Annotated in this window: 12 protein-coding genes; 6 read left to right on the top strand and 6 right to left on the bottom strand. The window is 62.4% G+C overall.

Features of this window, described 5'->3' with window-relative positions; genetic code table 11:
• Positions 1-194: 194 nt before the first annotated feature.
• The 3 genes from PG898_RS12515 to mscM all read right to left on the bottom strand — a co-directional run bounded on the left by PG898_RS12515 (position 195) and on the right by mscM (position 6,262).
• Positions 195-2,072 carry a methyl-accepting chemotaxis protein gene (locus PG898_RS12515; protein WP_005329900.1) on the bottom strand — a complete coding sequence of 626 codons (1,878 nt, stop codon included), beginning with the start codon at positions 2,070-2,072 and terminating at the stop codon, positions 195-197.
• 159 nt (positions 2,073-2,231) lie between these two features.
• Positions 2,232-2,909, bottom strand: coding sequence for a glycerophosphodiester phosphodiesterase (locus PG898_RS12520; RefSeq protein ID WP_042649591.1), 678 nt, complete (start codon positions 2,907-2,909; stop codon positions 2,232-2,234).
• 77 nt (positions 2,910-2,986) lie between these two features.
• Positions 2,987-6,262: a miniconductance mechanosensitive channel MscM gene (gene mscM / locus PG898_RS12525; protein WP_270824228.1), complete on the bottom strand. Its 3,276-nt coding sequence runs from the start codon at positions 6,260-6,262 to the stop codon at positions 2,987-2,989.
• 153 nt (positions 6,263-6,415) lie between these two features.
• On the opposite strand from mscM, the gene PG898_RS12530 reads away from it, so the two are divergent.
• Complete coding sequence (locus tag PG898_RS12530; protein WP_005329906.1) at positions 6,416-7,753, top strand: MATE family efflux transporter; 1,338 nt, start codon at positions 6,416-6,418, stop codon at positions 7,751-7,753.
• Between the two features lie 66 nt (positions 7,754-7,819).
• Here the strand turns inward: PG898_RS12530 and PG898_RS12535 are convergent, their stop codons facing one another.
• The gene (locus PG898_RS12535; RefSeq protein WP_041205211.1) at positions 7,820-8,647 is read right to left on the bottom strand and encodes a M23 family metallopeptidase; all 828 of its coding nucleotides are present in this window, start codon (positions 8,645-8,647) and stop codon (positions 7,820-7,822) included.
• 210 nt (positions 8,648-8,857) lie between these two features.
• Between PG898_RS12535 and PG898_RS12540 the strand changes: the two genes are divergently transcribed.
• Entirely contained in the window at positions 8,858-9,823 is a 966-nt protein-coding gene (locus PG898_RS12540) for a fimbrial protein (protein ID WP_270824227.1), read from the top strand.
• Between the two features lie 39 nt (positions 9,824-9,862).
• The gene (locus PG898_RS12545) at positions 9,863-10,645 is read left to right on the top strand and encodes a BPSS1780 family membrane protein (protein ID WP_171273408.1); all 783 of its coding nucleotides are present in this window, start codon (positions 9,863-9,865) and stop codon (positions 10,643-10,645) included.
• A gap of 48 nt (positions 10,646-10,693) precedes the next feature.
• On the opposite strand, the gene PG898_RS12550 is transcribed toward PG898_RS12545, so the two are convergent.
• Positions 10,694-11,596: a LysR family transcriptional regulator gene (locus PG898_RS12550; protein WP_270824226.1), complete on the bottom strand. Its 903-nt coding sequence runs from the start codon at positions 11,594-11,596 to the stop codon at positions 10,694-10,696.
• 126 nt (positions 11,597-11,722) lie between these two features.
• On the opposite strand from PG898_RS12550, the gene PG898_RS12555 reads away from it, so the two are divergent.
• From PG898_RS12555 to oxyR, 3 genes are all read left to right on the top strand, one after another.
• A complete protein-coding gene (locus tag PG898_RS12555; protein WP_270824225.1) occupies positions 11,723-12,583 on the top strand; it encodes a Vmh family MBL fold metallo-hydrolase in 861 nt (286 codons plus the stop codon).
• An 80-nt stretch (positions 12,584-12,663) separates the two neighbouring features.
• Positions 12,664-13,299, top strand: coding sequence for a DsbA family protein (locus tag PG898_RS12560; RefSeq protein WP_270824224.1), 636 nt, complete (start codon positions 12,664-12,666; stop codon positions 13,297-13,299).
• Positions 13,300-13,463: 164 nt separating this feature from the next.
• Entirely contained in the window at positions 13,464-14,360 is an 897-nt protein-coding gene (gene oxyR, locus PG898_RS12565) for a DNA-binding transcriptional regulator OxyR (RefSeq protein ID WP_005329937.1), read from the top strand.
• Between the two features lie 56 nt (positions 14,361-14,416).
• Here the strand turns inward: oxyR and PG898_RS12570 are convergent, their stop codons facing one another.
• A complete protein-coding gene (locus PG898_RS12570) occupies positions 14,417-16,906 on the bottom strand; it encodes a penicillin-binding protein 1A (RefSeq protein ID WP_041205207.1) in 2,490 nt (829 codons plus the stop codon).
• Positions 16,907-17,110 lie beyond the last annotated feature (204 nt).

Genomic DNA, 17,110 nt, shown 5'->3' on the forward strand with positions numbered 1-17,110 from the left:
ATGTTTGCGGCCGATGAAAAGACATCAAAAAAGTAATGCGAATATAGCCGTGGCAGGCATCATCTGTGTCAGAAGGATATTCGAATGGAGAGGCTGATCACAGAGTGTTCTGTGTCGAAGGGGAATTATAACCATTGAAACAAAAAGGGTTTATATAAAAAAGGGGCCTGGACGGCCCCTTTTGATTGGTTCGATCAGATGCGGAACATGCCGACCTGATTGTTGAGCTCACCTGAAATATTTTTAAGTTGAGCCGAGAGGTTGCGTGAACTGTCCGCATCCACCGCCAGCTCGTCCGAGACGTCCTTGACCGCCTGGATGTTGCGGCTGACCTCGTCGGTCACCGCCCGTTGCTCCTCGGCGGCACTGGAGATCTGGGTCGCCATGTCGGAGATCTGGTTGATGGAGGTGGTGATCTGCTCCAGGGCCTGGGTGGCGTCGTTCGCATCTTCCACACTGTTCTGGGCCAGCAGTTGACCCTCGTGCATGGTGCTGACGGCGCCCTGAGTGTTGCGCTGCAGGGTCTCGATCATGCTGCGGATCTCGACGGTGGAGCTGTGGGTACGTTGTGACAGCACTCGCACCTCGTCGGCGACCACGGCGAAGCCGCGACCCTGCTCACCGGCCCGGGCGGCTTCGATGGCGGCGTTGAGCGCCAGCAGGTTGGTCTGCTCGGCGATGCCCTGAATGGTGGAGAGGATGGTGTTGATCTCCTGGGCGTTCTTCTCCAGCTCCTGGATGATGCCGGAGGCCTGCTTGACCTGGGTGGCGAGATCCGTGATGGAGCGCTGGTTGCGCGCGATCACCTGCTTGCCGTGCTCGCAACTGCTGGAGGAGCTGCGGGCCGCCTCTGCGGTCTGCTCGGCATTGCTGGCGACCTCGACGGCGGTGGCGGACATCTCGTGCACCGCGGTCGCAATCTGGGAGATCTCGTTCTGCTGGCGGGCCAGCCCCTGGTTGGATTTCTCCGCCATGTCGTGGGAGGACCTGGCCTGCTGGTTGAGCTGTCCGGAGGAGTTGGAGATGTCCTGCACCATCACGTGGATGCGCTCAATGAAGGTGTTGACGTGTTTGGCGACGGTACCGACTTCATCTTCCCGCTCGATCTTGATGCGACGGGTCAAATCGCCATTGCCGCGGGAGAGATCGGCAATCGCCTCGCCCAGGGTTTTCAGTGGGGCCAGGGAACTGTTGATGGCCACGTAGGAGAAGCCGGCCACGATGAGGATGGTCAGCAGGCCCTGCAGCAGGGCGGAGGTGACCATGCGGGAGACGGACTGGTAGGCGACCGCTTCATCCACCACTATGCCGAAATACCAGTTGGTGTTGGGGATCTCGGTGAGATCGAACACGCTGGCCTTGCCGCTGATCATCATCTCGGAGATGGTGTTGTCATGGGCCAGCTCGTTGACCTTGGCCGCCGTCAGCTCGGGAGAGAGGGCGGTGGCGGGTTTGAGGGCCAGCGCCTTGTCCGGGTGGGCGATGATGGTGCCGTTGCTGTCCACCAGGATGGCGTAGGTGCCTTCCGAGTTCATGGCCAGCACGTCCCGCACCAGACCGTCGATGGAGACGTCACCGGCGATGACCCCGTCGGTGTTGCCACGGCTGAAAGGCTCGGCGATGGTGATGATTAGCTGGCCCGTGGTGATGTCGGCGTAGGGGGCCGTGATGGCGAGTTTGCCGGCCGCCGTGGCGTCCTTGTACCAGGGGCGCTGGCGCGGATCATAGCCGGCCGGCAGATCGGTGGGCTTGCTCTGGATCATCCGGCCATCCTTGGTGCCCACATAGACCAGGTCGAAGTTGCCCGCGTTCATGGACTGGGCCAGGTGACTGAGGGGCTCGTCCTCCTTGGTGAAGGCCTCCTTGGTGGCGGTGACCAGGTTGATGCGGGCATCGAGCCAGCGGGAGATGCCCTTCACGTTGGCGATGGAGCTGTCATCGATGAAACTCCAGATCAGCCGCTGGGTTTCGCTGCGCAGCTGGGTGGTGTTGTACCAGACCTGCAGGCCGGTGATGACCAGGATGATGGCCCCGATGGCGAGGACCAGCTTGTTCTTGATGGATAGGTTCATGTTTACATCCTTGTGAGCGTCAGTCTGAGATCTGTGTGGTGTTTGTTATTGTTATGAGCCAACTCTGTATCGGCTGAAAGTGGACTTTATGTATCCCGGTGCACAGAAAATTTTCGATCTTTTTTCACCTCCTGATGGCCTGCCAGGGCGTGCTAATACTCAGCTGAATCGATCTGGCCGGTTGGTAAAGATGCCATCGACCCCCATGGCTGCGAGGGCATCCCCATCACTCACCTCGTCGACCGTATAGACCAATACCTTTAACCCTCGGCGATGGGCATCCGCCACCAGTCCGGCGTCGACAAAATCCACGTCGCAGTTCAGGGACCAGGCCCCCAACTCTTCGGCGAAGCGGGCGCCGTGCAGCGGCAGGCTGGCGGTCAGGGCGCCGAGGCGCAGCTCCGGCCTCAGCCGGGCGAAGTGCGCCAGCTCGGGATGGTGAAACGAGGAGACGACCCAGTGGGGCGGGGTGAAGCCAAGCTCCGCCTCGGCCCGCCTGGTCAGGGCCGCCACCGGCTCGGCGGTGTGCGCCCCCTTGAGCTCGATGTGCAGCTCGCAGCGCCCCGCAATCAGGCTCATCACCTGCCACAGGGTCGGGATCCGCTCCCCGTCCCCCGCATCCAGGCTCGCCAGATAGTCCCGGGACTGCTCTGTCAGCACCCCATGGCCGTCGGTGCAACGCTCCAGCCGTCGGTCGTGGAAGACCCAGAGCTCGCCGTCTGCCCACTGTACGTCGAGCTCGATGGCGCCGACTCCGAGTGCGATGGCTATCTCCATCGCTTTGAGGGTGTTCTCCGGTGCCAGTTTGCTGGCACCGCGATGGGCAATGATCTGCATTCGCTGCTCCTGTTGTCGTCATTGGGGGATGAGTGAGCTAGAACCCCACCCTTCCCCTTATGAAGGGGAGGGAGCCATCAGCCTCGGCTCATCCTGATATCGATCTGCTGGTGGGGCAGATGCATGCCGAGCTGGTTGAGTTTCTCCAGGATCAGCGAGTGCACCTCATGGGTGATCGGCATTCTGTGGTCCATGTTGTTCACATAGAGCCGGATCTCGTAGATGAGGGCCGAGTCGGTGAATTCGATCAGGAACACCTCGGGGGTCGGGGTATCCAGCACCAGAGTGGACTCCTGCACGCACTGTTCCAGCAACTGTTGTACCCGTTTGGGTTCCTGGGTCAGACCGATGCGAATGCGCAGCTTGACCCGGGTGATGGCATCAGACAGCGACCAGTTGATGAACTGCTCGGTGATGAAGGCCTTGTTGGGGACGATGATCTCCTTCCTGTCCCAGTCCACGATAGTGGTGGCGCGGGTCTTGATCTTGGTGACAGTGCCGGTCAGATCGCGAATGGTGACGGTGTCGCCGAGCCGGATCGGCTTCTCGAACAAGATGATGAGGCCGGAGACGAAGTTCGCGAAGATCTCCTGCAGACCGAAGCCCAGACCCACCGAGAGCGCCGCCACCAGCCACTGGGTCTTGGACCAGTCGATGCCGAGCATGGAGAAGCCGGTGAGGGCGCCGATGAGGATCACCAGATACTTGCTGACCGTGGTCAGGGCGAAGCCGGTACCGGGGGAGAGGCTCAGGTGCTGGAGCAGGGTGAGCTCCATCAGCCCCGGCAGGTTGCGGGCGGTGACCACCGTCAGGATGAAGGCGAAGGCGGTCAGCATCAGATCCTGCAGGGTAATGGCGGAGAGTTGCTCTATGCCAGCCACCTTGCTGCTCACCTGCCACACCTCAATGCTGCTGAGGAAGCTGAACGCCGAGTTGAGATCCGACCATTGCACCAGTACCAGCATGGTGAAGCCCAGCATCAGCAGGGTGCGCACCAGGCCGAGGGACTGGGCGCTGATGGTGTCCAGATCCAGCTCAGGCTCCTCCACCACGTCCGGGATCTCGGAGCTCAAGTCGTCATCCTCTCGTTCCCGCTGGGCCAGGATCTCGGCCCGCTTGCTCTTGGCACGATCGAAGGCGAGGCGGCGGCGCTGGATCAGCATCCAGCGGTGCGCCAGATAGTAGACGAGCAGGCAGCCGAGCCCAGCCAGCAGGCTCAGCTCCAGCTGGCGCAGCAGGATCCGGGAGGTATAGAAGTAGCCGAACAGGGTGCCCAGTACCGCCAGCAGGGGGGCCAGCATCAGGCTGTTCCAGATGAAGTGGTGCAGCAGGTGTGGCTTGGTCATGTCGGCCTGGCCCCAGGTGAGGGGCAGCTTCTCCCGGTTGAGGCGGGCGAAGAACAGCAGCAGCCAGAGGGCGCCGACGATGAAGGCCAGCCGGCCGAGGGAGTCGTAGAAGGCGTGCTCCTGATAACTGTTGGCCATGCCCTGCACGAAGAAGCTCGGGATCAGCACCAGCAGCAGGGTGCGGAACTGGCCCCACACCTTCTGGACCCGCTCTTTCTGCCAGCGGAAATGGAGGATGAGGATCCCCTTCTCCAGGGTGAGATGGCGGGCCACCAGCAGCGCCAGCAGCAAAAACCAGATCTCGCCAAGGCCGCGGGCCACCGCCACCGCGAAGGGGTATTGCCAGGCGCCGTCCAGCAGGCCGCGCATCATCAGCACCATGGCGGGCAGCGGCAGGGCCGCGAGCAGGGAGCGCATCAGCAGCCGGCTGGTGAGGCTGAACTTGTCCTGGGTCACCTTGCCGATGCGGGGGGCTATGTAGTGACTGTATTGCACCAGATGGCGTCCCAGCTTGGCCCAGCACCAGGCAAGCACCAGCAGACCGAGCCCGGCCAGGGTCAGGGTCATGGGGTTGTTCTCCACGATGGCCCTGGGCAGTTGCAGCCAGTTGACGGGATCGAGCAGCAGGCTCAGGGCGGTGGGCACACCGAGCAGGACGGCCGGGGTGAGCGGGCGCACATCCGGCATCCAGAACAGGTGGCTGGCGCTGATCTCGCGGATCTCGTCGATCTTGCTGTTCTGGCGGCTGTAGAGCAGCTTGAGCCGGGTCTGCTCCTGAATCAGGGTATCCGAGGCGTCGTTGAGCCGGGTCAGCAGTTGTCGCCTGGCCTTGAGCAGGTTGTCGAGCACGGCACGCTGGGCCCTGTCCAGGGTGATCTCATCCCCGCTGAGCAGCTCGTTGCGGATCTGCGCGGGATCCTTGAGGGCATCCTGCTCGGTCTCGTACTGGTATTTCGCCATGCGCGCCTTGACGATGTCGGACTCCAGTTTCTCCAGCGGGAAGTAGGCCGGCAGATCGGCCAGCTTGCTGCGCAGGTTTTCGCCGTAGGCGTTGCTTATCTGCAACCATTCCAGTTGTTCGCGCACCGAGTTGACCAGATCGTTCAGTCCTGACAGGGAGGTGTCGACGCCGCGCTGCTCGTCCTGTACCCGCTCTATCTGATCCTCCAGGGCACCCAGTTGCAGGGATAGCGCCTGGTTCTGCTGTTGCTGCTCCTGCAGCAGGGGCAGATCCGAGGTGAGCTGCCTGCGCAGCCGCTCGCTCTCGGCCAACGCCTGCACCGTCTTTTCTCGCCGCAACTGGTTTTGCTGGGCGAGCAGGCTGTTCTGCCACTCGTCCTCGTCGGTGATGGCGAGGTTGAGCTCCTGCAGCTTCAGCTTGCCGAGATCGTTGCGCTGCTGGGCGGAGAGCTGCTCCAGTTCCAGCATCTGGATCCGGTCAGAGAGGCTCTGCTCCTTGAGACGGGTGGCCAGTTGCTGGGCCTCCTGCAGCCTGTCCGACTCGTTGCTGAAGCTCAGGCGATCGAGCTGGGAGCGGGTCTGCAACAGCTGCTTGCGCAGCTCATCGACCCGCACATGATACTCCTGGCCCGTGCTCTCCAGCTGGTTGAGGCTGTCGGTCACGGCCTGGCGCTCCTTGCGCAGGTTGATCTGGCGGTTGCTGCTGAGGCTGATGGCCTGGCGCAACGTCTCTTCTTTTAGGGAGGAGAGGGGTGGACGGGGCTGGGGTTGATAGTTGTGCAGGCTCTCCTTGAGGCGAGCGGACTCCTTGGGGTAGTCGATGAGGATCTGCTGATAGGCCTTGCCCTGTTCCCGATAGCGCTGGGCGTCCCGGGCATACTGCAGTGCCTGCTGATAGCTCTCCCGCAGCTGCTGGTTTTCGAGGCTGTCGGTCTTGGGGACGCTTTGCAGCAACTCTTCCACCTGGGTGACGGCATCATCGGCCTGGACAGAGGAGAAGGGGAGCAGGCTGAGATAGAGCATCAGACAGAGCAGGCGTTGCAACATGGCGCACGTTTCCGTTCATGAGAAGTCGCCTTAGCCTAAAGCAGGGGCCGGGGCGGGTAAAGCCTTCCACATTAATGATTTGCAACATAAATAACGGGTGATCCGGGTCTTGTTTGGCTATTATTCTGGCCGTTTCCCTCCGTTGAGCAATTTATGTCCTCTGTCGATCTGGGCACGGCCCCCCTTTCCCGGCTCTTCCTGCGTTACGTCACCCCGACGGTGGCCGCCATGCTGGTCACTGGCGTCTATGTCACCATAGACGGCATCTTCGTCGGCCATCTCCTGGGCCAGGACGGTCTGGCTGGCATGATGCTGGCTTACCCCATCTGCGCCGTGCTCTATGCGGTGGGGGCGCTGATCGGCATGGGCTCCTCGTCGCTCGCCTCGTTTTATCTGGGCAAGGGGGAGCAGGTGAAGGCGCGCCACATCGTCGGCAATGCGCTGGTGATGGTGCTCATCGCCTCCGCGCTGCTCGCCTTCATCGGCATCCGGTACGGAAGGGAGATGCTGACCTGGATGGGGGCCGAGGGGGTCATCTTCAACGCGGGGTTCGCCTACCTGCAGTGGTACGCCTGGCTCGGGGTCTTTGCCGTGCTCTCCATGGCGTTCACCGCCTTGCTGCGCAACGACGGACGGCCCGGCCTCACCACCTGGATCCTGGTGGGGGGCGGCGTGCTCAACGTGCTGCTCGATTACCTGCTGATGGCGGTAATCCCCTGGGGACTGGCGGGGGCGGCCATCGCTACCATGCTCTCCCAGGCGGTGACCGGCGGCCTCTGTCTGTGGCACTTCTTCACTCCGCGCAGCCAGCTGCGCATCCGCCTGGATACCCTGGTGCCGGACTGGCGTCTGATGGGGGAGACCCTGCGACTCGGGGTGTCGAGTTTTCTGATGTACCTCTATCTGTCGGTGGTGCTGGCGCTGCACAACAAGGCGCTGCTGTCAGTCGGCACTTCGCTGCACGTGGCTGCCTACGGCGTCATCAGCTACAGCGAGGCCTTCTTCTATCTCATCTTCGAGGGGATCGCCATGGGCATCCAGCCCATCGCCAGCTTCAACGCCGGAGCGGGTAACTGGGCTCGGGTACTGCGGGTGCGCAACCTGGCGCTGGGGGTGACCCTGGCGGTGGCGCTGTGCGGCATGATCCCGCTCTACCTCTGGCCCGAGGGGGTGGTCTATCTCTTTGCCGGCGACAACGCGGCCCTGTTGCCGGTGGCCAGCCTCGGCATCTGGCTCTACTTCTGGGGCCTGCCCATGGAGGGGCTGCTGCTGGTGGGCGCCACCTATTTCCAGGCCATCAACCGGGCCCGCATCGCCTCCCTGCTCACCGGGGGCAAGCTGGTGCTGATTGGCGGCTTCCTGTGGGGCTTCTCTTCCCTCTGGGGCGTGGCCGGGGTCTGGTTGGCGCTGCCCACCTGCAGCACCCTGCTGGTACTGGTGATGTGGCGGGCCATGGGCAAGGAGGCCGGGCAGCATGCCGCAGCCCCGTGACTAGCGCCCCTCTCCATGAACGAAAAAGGCAGCCCGGGCTGCCTTTTTCGTTTCATCCTGCCCGGATCAGGGCTTGAAGGCGCCGATAAAGATGGCGGGGTCGACGCGGGCATCGTTGAGGCTGACGTTCCAGTGCATGTGGGGACCTGTGGCGCGGCCGGTGGCGCCGACCCGGCCGACGATGCCGCCGCGGGGCAGGCTCTGGCCCAGGGTCACGTCGATTTTGGACATGTGGCAGAACATGCTGATGAGCCCCTGGCCGTGATCGACGAACACCGTATTGCCGTTGAAGAAGTAGTTGCCGATCAGGATCACCTTGCCGGCGGCCGGTGCCTTGATGGGGGTGCCGGCACCGACCGCGAAGTCGAGGCCGGAGTGGGGGTTGCGCTCCTCGCCGTTGAAGAAGCGGCGCAGCCCGAACGGGCTGGAGAGGGGCCCCTGGACCGGTTTGTCGAACAGCAGGTTGCTGGGCTGGGTGGGGCTGAAGGTCTGGTAGGCCAGGGTCTGCTCGGCCAGTTCCCGGTTGATGCGGGCCATGTCCTCGGCCAGCGGATTGACCTGACGGGTGTTTTTGAGCTTGATGTGCTGCTCCCGATAGTGCTTGTTGCCGACCGTGAAGCTCAAGGTGCGGCCATCGTTCGTGGTCACTTGATGGGGGCCGGGCTGGCTCTTGAGCGGGATGCCGACGATGGCGATCCAGCGCTTGCCCTCTTCCTGCACCACCAGGACGGGTTTGTCCTGATACCGCACGGCGGGCGCCTTGGCGCCGTCTCCCAGTTGCACCACGGCCACGCCTCCCGGCACCGGGTGGTTGAGCAGACGGCTGATGAAGCTGGATTCGGCGTGAAGAGCGGGACTGCCGAGCAACATGAGAAGGAAGAACAGGCGGCGCATGGTGGCTCCATCGAACAAGGCGGTGAGATAAAAAGGGGGAAAATGATGCCACATTCTTGCCCGGCTGTCCGTCACCTCGCGCCATGGCGCCGGACAGGAGACTGTGCCGCACGGCAAGATTGAGAATTCCATGCTATTTACTAATGTGTCACTAAAGGTATCTTTGAATGGCACCTATGACGGCAGGCAGTAAGGCACTGGCTGGGGAGCTTGTGGGCGGGCGAAGCACGGGCCGTCAATGGCCAGTGCACCAGTCCCTTCGTGGCGACCGGCCCCATCACCACCAGTACCCTCTATCAGCCCGGAGAAACCAGCGGTCCCACCGCCTTCTCGACCACGGGCACGGCTACCTGTGATTGCACCGGGATCTCGGTGGGGCTGTTTGTGACCGTCTATTACCAGGGGACCACCAACCTGCCCACCGTCTCCGATCCTCTGGGCACCCTCATCAAACTCAATCCCTATTTTGGCCTCAAAACTGAGTTCAATGCGGCAGGGGGATACCAGGAAGTTCCCTTCAGCGCCACGACCACAGGGCTGCTCAGTGCCTGTGTCGGTGGGTTGCTGAATGTCTCCCTGCTGGGGGGAATCAACGTGAATGGCGGCCGTTATACCCTGAAGCTGCTCAAGGGGGTCATGGGTACCCAGACCTTCAGCGGCACCGTTGCCCACCTCTTCGTGCGGCGAGCCAGTGTACCCGACACCAGCCCGGTCAATGCCTTCAGCACCCTGGCGATGAACATCAGCGTCACCTCGACACCGACCTGCCAGTTCCCGGCCGGCACCAGCATTCCCATCGATCTCGGCGCCGTGGCGCAGAGTGCCTTCGTCGAGGGGGAGATACCCAGGGGTTATGCCCCGCGCAGCGTCAATGTGAGCGTGACCTGCAGCCAGATCCCGAATGACTATCTGGTGCCGCTGCAATACAGCTTCGGGGGGGCGCTCAGCAGCCAGAATCGCTTCATCACCACCAGCCTGGCCGGGGTCGGGGTGGGTATGGTCGAGCAGGATACGCTGACTCCTATTCCATTTGATACTGCCATCGCGGTACCCTACTCGGCGGCCAGCCACAACACCCAATATCAGGTGAGGCTGTATCCGACCCGGTTGCCGGGTCAGGTGGTGCGCACCGGTGCTTACACGGGCACCATCATGGTCACGGTGAGCGTGCCCTGATGACAGGGTTTTCTGCTGCTATTTTCGACGAGGTCAATGATGAACAGTGACAGCGCCCTGCGCCGCGAACCCAAACGCCACACCATAGGGCAGGGCTGGATCTGGATCCGCACCGGGTTCGATATCTTCAACAGGGGCATGGGCGCCAGTGTGGCCATGATAGTGATCTGGTTCCTGGTGGGCATGTTGCTGGAACAGCTGCCGGCAGGGGGCTTCATCTCCCAGCTGCTCTACATGGTGTGGGGCGCTGGCTGGGTGGCGGTGGCCCGCCGGGGTCATGAGGGCCAGCCCCTGCAGTTCGCCGATTTCTTCGCCGGTTTCCGTTACCGGCTGACCCCATTGATGTTGGGGGGGCTGATGGTGCTCGCCCTGTTCATGGGGATACTGCTCATTTGCGCCTTCATGCTGCATCAGTGGGGCCTGACCGGTCTGCTCTCCCAGGATCCGGAGACCCTGACCCTGACGCCCGAACAGGCGCAGGGGTTCCTGCTCTGTCTGTTGCTGGGGCTGGCCTTGCTGGTGCCCGTGCTGATGGCCATCACCTTCGCTCCCGCCCTCATCTTCTTCCACGGCGTGGGGGTCTGGCAGGCGGCCAGGCTCAGCTTCAAGGGTTGCTTGAGCAATATGTGGCCCTTCCTCTGGTGGGGGTTGCTGGGGGCCGTGTTGATCTTCTTTGGTGCGCTGCTGATGCTGGTGGGCTTGCTGGTGGTGCTGCCGGCCATCAACTATTCCATCTACGCCGCCTATCGCGACATCTATGTGGACGAGGAGGCTGCCGACGACGGCGAGCCGCCGGTCAAGGCGTTTGGTTTCGAGGCATAAGCCGACACAGGAATGACAGGGGCCGACAGGCCCCTTTTTCATGGACCCTCAGCGGGCCTGCCACAGGGGATCGTCCGCCATGTGCGCGATCAGGAAGTCGAGGAAGCTGCGCAGCAGGGGGGACATCTGCTTGCGGGTGCCATAGACGGCATAGACGCCGAGCTGCTTGGGCTGCCACTGGGTCAGCAGGGGCACCAGGGCGCCGCTCTCCAGGTGGGCCTGCACCGAGTAGCGGGGTTGCAGGCTGATCCCCGCCCCATTCAGGGTTGCCGCCAGCAGCAGGTTGGAGATGTTGGCGCTGAGGTTGCCGCTCACCGGCACGGACTCCGGGCCCTCGGGCCCCTGAAATTCCCACAGGCTCTTGCCGAAATAGGTATAGGTGAGGCAGTTGTGCAGGGCCAGATCCTGCACCTGCTGCAAAGGCGCATGACGCGCCAGATAGGCGGGGCTGGCGCAGACGACGGAGTGGCAGGTACCGAGGCGGCGCGCCACCAGGTTGGGATCCAGATCGTTGGTGATGCGCACCGCGAGATCGATTCGCTCTTCCACCAGATTGACGGTTCTGTCGAGCAGCAGGATGTCGATGGCCGTTCCCGGGTATTGCGCCAGATAGTCGTTGGCAGCCCCGACCAGCAGCGCTTCGGAGAGGGAGTAGCTGCTGGTAATGCGCAGTTGCCCCTTGGGAGCCTCGTCACTGCGGATGGCCAGGTGCTCCATCTCTTCTCCCAGCGCCAGCATGGCCCTGGCCCGGTTCAGTGCCTCTTCCCCCGGCCCGGTCAGGCTCAGCCGGCGGGTGGTGCGGTGCAGCAGTCTGGCCCCCATCCAGCGCTCCAGCTCGGCCAGATAGCGCGACACCATGGCGCGCGACATATCCAGTTTCTCCCCGGCGCCGCTCAGGCTCCCTTGTTCGACTACGCTGACGAAGACCCGCAAGGCGGTCAGTCGATCCATGTATGGCTCTCTATATGTTCGATATGTGCAACAGTGATGCGCTGTTAGTGCTGTATTCGCACCCTAAATGATCCAATACACTGTGTCCATCAAATGAACCCCCGAATACTTAATGAGGAATAGATGATGAACAACACCCTGATCCGCAACCTGACTCTGGCTACCACCCTGCTCAGCGGCGCCGCACTGGCCGCCCCCCTGAGCGTGACCGTCTACAACCCTGGCGAGAAGGCGATCTTCCCGGTCTCCTCCTCACTGGTGACCGGTGACAAAGAGGCAATCCTGATCGATGCCCAGTTCGACGTGCAAAATGGCCAGGCGCTGGTCGACATGATCAAGAAGAGCGGCAAGAAGCTGACCACTGTTTATATCAGTGCCGGTGACCCCGACTTCTACTTCGGTCTGGAGCCGGTCATGGCTGCGTTCCCGGATGTCAAAGTGTTGGCCGACCAGCATGTGGTTGACCATATCAACCAGACCAAGGATGCCAAGCTGAGCTACTGGAGCCCGATCTTGGGCAAGGGCGCACCGAAGAGCCTGACCGTGCCGCAAGTGATGACCGCCAGCCACCTGACACTGGATGGCGAGAAGATTGAAATCAAAGAGATGAACACTCCGAATGCCTACCTCTGGGCACCTTCCATCAAGACCGCTTTTGGTGGTGTGCCGGTTTACCACGGGGTGCATGTCTGGATGGCGGACAGCCAGACCAAAGCGGCCCGCAGCAACTGGGTCAAGGCGCTGGACAACTTGCTGGCCCTGAAACCCGAGCGTGTAGTGCCGGGCCACTTCCTGGGCACCGCGCCCAAAGGCACTGCCGCCGTGACCTTTACCCGTGACTATGTCCAGCGCTTCGAGCAGGCGTTGGCCTCCGCCAAGAACAGCGATCAGCTGATCGACGGCCTGAAGAAGGTGTTCCCGTCCCTGCCGGTGGACGATGGCCTGGCCATAGGTGCCAAGGTCAACATGGGCGAGATGAAGTGGTGATGGCCTGAGTCCTTTTCCCTGTGTTTTTTTGCCGGGCATTGATTGCCCGGTTTTTTGATCAACTGCCGAGGAGCACGCAGATGAACGACATCACACTGCACTATGTTTATGACCCCCTCTGTGGCTGGTGCTATGGCGCCGCCCCCCTGCTTGAGGCCGCGGCCGGGCTCCCGACCCTGCAGATCGCGCTGCATGCGGGCGGCCTCTGGCTGGGCTCGCGCCGCCAGCCCATGGGCCAGGCCCTGCGGGACCATGTCCGCCCCCATGACGAACGGATCCAGGCACTGACCGGCCAGCCTTTCGGTGAGCGCTACTTCAACGAGCTCTTGCTCAGCGACGGCCTCTTGCTCGACTCCGAGCCCCCGATCTGGGCCATACTGGCGGTCACCGAGCTGGGTGGTGATGGTTTGAGCCTGCTGCATCGCATTCAGCAGTCCCATTACCTTGACGGTCAGTGGGTCGGTGACCAGGCCCATCTCGCGCGGCTGGCGCAGGAGCAGGGCATCGCGCCGGAGGCGTTCGCCCTGGCCTTTGGTCAAGTGGATCTCGCCGGGCACCTGGCCCAAAGCCAGGGCTGGCTGCGCCGGCTCGGCGGGCAGGGGTTCCCCACTCTCGGGCTGATGCGGGGGGGAAGCCTCATCCCGCTGCCCGCCTCCTCATTCTTGGGTGAGCCGCAAGCCTTCGCGAGCCATCTCGCCGCCCTGATGGCGGCCTGATCCTGGCCATGTCCGGGTTTGCCGCATCGGCCCTCAGGGTCACGGCAATGGGCATGTCGGGTGAGCGGGGCAGGGGAGAGCGCTCCCCGTTTCGGGCTTCCCTTGTCCCCCGCACCGTTCTTGGGCATGCTAACGGCCTCTTTGATTGGCAGGATGCAGTACCTATGAACCTTCGCGATCTCGAGTACCTGGTAGCGCTGGAAGAGGAGAAACATTTTCGCAAGGCGGCGGAGCGCTGCTTCGTCAGCCAGCCGACCCTGAGCGGCCAGCTGCGCAAGCTGGAAGATGAGCTGGGGGTGATCCTGATCGAGCGCACCTCCCGCAAGGTGTTGTTTACCCCGGCCGGCGATGCCATGGCCCGGCAGGCCCGCAAGGTGCTCAAAGAGGTGCGCGAGCTCAAGAGCATAGGCCAGCACTTCGCCGAGCCCATGTCCGGCGAAATCCACATCGGCTTCATTCCCACCGTGGGTCCCTATCTGCTGCCCCACATCATTCAGGATCTGAGGGAACACTTCCCCAAGCTGGAGTTCTATCTCTACGAGGAGCAGACCCAGGTGCTGCTCAAGCGGCTGGAGGAAGGAGAGCTTGATTGCCTGGTGCTCGCCGAGCTGGAGGGCATGGACGGCTTTGGCTCCATCCCTCTCTATCAGGAGCCCATGTGGCTGGCGGTGCCCCAACATCATCCGGAAGCCAGTGCCAGGGCGGTGCCACTGCACAATCTTAAGGGCAAAAAATTGTTGATGTTGGCCGATGGACACTGTCTGCGGGAGCAGGCGCTGGGATTCTGTTTTGCCGCCGGCATCGGCGAGGATCAGCGCTTCAAGGGCACCAGTCTCGAGACCCTGCGCAACATGGTGGCGGCAGGCAGCGGCATGACGCTGGTGCCGAAGCTGGCGGTGCCCGCCAACGCCGAGGAGAGGGGCGTCAGCTATCGTCCGGTGATAGACCCGGTACCGGGGCGCACCATCTCCCTGCTCTATCGCCACTACTCGGTGCGCCGCCCCTGCTTCAATGAACTGGCCTCCCGCATCTCAGCCCTGATGAAAGGGCTGCTCGGCTGAAAGGCAGATAAAAAAACCGGCGCTAGAGCGCCGGTTTTTTTGCCTCAAGGGGCAGCTTAGAAGATGTCGTCGGTGGAGACGGGGCCATCGCTGCTGGAGCCATCGCCGCCGTAGACCTGATTGCCATCGGAGAGCTGGCTTGCATAGCGGGTCGGTTCAGTGCCTTCCTTGAAGAACTCCTCCATGCTGGCGCCATCGGCACGGTTGGTCAGCAGACCTGTCTCCCGATCGATGCGTACCTGCATGATCCCTTCGGGGACCGGCATCTTGCGCTCTGGCACTTGCTGCAGGGCCGTCTTCATGAAGTCGATCCAGATGGGCTGGGCGGCGCCGCCCCCGAATTCGGCCCGGCCGAGACCGCGCTGGTGGTTGTCAAAACCGATCCAGGAGGTGGCTACCAGATTCGGGGTGTAACCGGAGAACCAGGCATCCCTCGATTCGTTGGTGGTCCCCGTCTTGCCCGAGATGTCGTGACGCTTGAGGTCACGGGCCGCGCGCCAGCCGGTACCACGCCAGCCATTGCCACCCCAGATGGCGGTGGTCAGGGTGTCGGTGATCAGGAAGGCGCTCTGGGCACTGATGGTTTGGGGCGCCATGTTGTTGGGCACGACAGGGTCAATCGGGCACTGGGCCTTCCAGTCAGGGACTGTGTTGGCGTAGGCATCGGCGCTGTCGAGCCCGGCGGCGGCCAGTACACCGCAGTCGCGGCAGGCGGCAGCCGGATTGGCCTGATACAGGGGAGTGCCAAAGCTGTCGGTCACTTCGGTGATGAAGTAAGGCGTCACCTGGAAGCCGCCATTGGCCAGCACGGAGTAGCCACGCACCACTTCCAGCGGGGTGAATTCGGCGGCACCCAGAGCCAGGGATTCATTGGCGGAGATATGCTCGCGGGCGAAGCCGAAGCGGGTCAGGCCATCGATATAGGTATCCAGCCCGATGGCGCGCATCAGCCGGACCGACATCACGTTCTTGGACTTGGCGAGGCCAAGGCGCAATGTGGTCGGGCCTTCATAGATGGCCGGCGAGTTTTTTGGTTGCCACATGGGACCCTTGGCGGGATCCCACTGGTTGATCGGGGCGTCGTTGATGAGGGATGCCAGGGTATAACCCTGCTCCAGCGCGGTGGCATAGAGGAAGGGCTTGATGTTGGAGCCGACTTGGCGACGAGCCTGATCGACCCGGTTGAACTTGGAGATCTCGAAGCTGAAGCCACCAACCAGGGCCTCGATGGCACCGTCCTGCGGGTTCATGGCGACCAGGGCGGCGTTGACGTCAGGGATCTGGGAGAGCAGCAGCTCTTCCCCTTTCTCCCGCACCCAGATCTGGGCGCCGACCTTCAGCACGTCCCGTGCCGATTTCGGTGGATAGGTCTGGCGATCGTCGGTGATGAAGGTTCGGGCCCACTTGATGCCGTTCCAGCCGAGTTCGGCCTGCTTGCCATTCTTCAGCACCAGGGTGGCGCTCTTGTCACCGACCTTGGTGACCACGGCGGCCATCAGAGGCTGGTAGGTCGGTTGTTTGGCCAGGTGGGCCATGATCTGGTCGTAGTCCCAGGCCGTTTCCCCGGCCTTCCACAGCAGGGCGGTCGGGCCGCGATAGCCGTGGCGGGTGTCATAGTCGAAGACGCCGTCCAGCAGCGCCTGGTGGGCGGCACGCTGGCGCTTGGCGGTGACAGTGGTGTAGACGTGCAGCCCCATGGTGTAGGCATCTTCGCCAAACTGCTCCACCATCTTCTGGCGCACCATCTCGCTCAGGTAAGGGGCATTGAGCGTCGTCTCGGCACCGTGGTAACGGGCCTTGACCGGCATCTTGGAGGCCTCGTCAAACTGGGCCTGGGTGATCTTGCCGGTCTCCAGCATACGGCCCAACACCACGTTGCGACGTGCAAAGGCACGTTCCGGCGAACGGATGGGGTTCAGCATGGAAGGGGCTTTCGGCAACCCGGCGATGATGGCGATCTCGTCCAGGGTCAGATCCTTGACGTCTTTGCCGAAGTAGACCTGGGCGGCGGCGCCGACCCCGAATGCCCGGTAACCGAGGGGGATTTTGTTGAGATAAAGGGTGAGGATCTCATCCTTGGAGAGATTCTGCTCGATGCGCCAGGCCAGGAACACTTCCTTTATTTTGCGCACCAGGGTCTTCTCGTTGCTCAGGAAGAAGTTGCGCGCAACCTGCTGGGTGATGGTACTGGCGCCCTGGCGGGCCTGGCCGGAGACGGCCCAGACGGTGGCGGCCCGGATGATGCCGATGGGGTCTATGCCCGGGTGCTCATAGAAACGGGCATCCTCGGTGGCGAGCACCGCATCTATCATGGGCTGGGGGATTTCATCCAACCGCAACGGGATACGACGAATCTCGCCGAACTGGGAGATCAGTTCCCCGTCCCGGCTGTACACCTTCATCGGAGTGGCCAGTTTGACATCGCGCAGGGCGCTCACATCCGGCAACTGGGGCTTGATGTAGAAGTAGATACCGATGAGGCTGGCAACACCCAGCACTGCACCCAGCATCATGACAATAAACAGGCGAACGAGCCATTTCAGCATGGAAGAACTACCAATCGTCTTAAAATTAGCCAACGGGCGCAGAGTATAGCCTTTTTACCCTCGCGGATTCGAGGTTTTCCTGTCCGGGGACATCGACCTCGAGAAGAGGCGGGAGGTTAGCATTCCAGGACGCAATTACCAAGGGGGCCGCAATCAAGGCCGAAAGGAGAGGAGCGTCAACTTTTGACATAAACTTTATGACAT

It is taken from the genome of Aeromonas sp. QDB31 (assembly GCF_027707605.1).
Taxonomy (GTDB): Bacteria; Pseudomonadota; Gammaproteobacteria; order Enterobacterales; family Aeromonadaceae; genus Aeromonas; species Aeromonas media.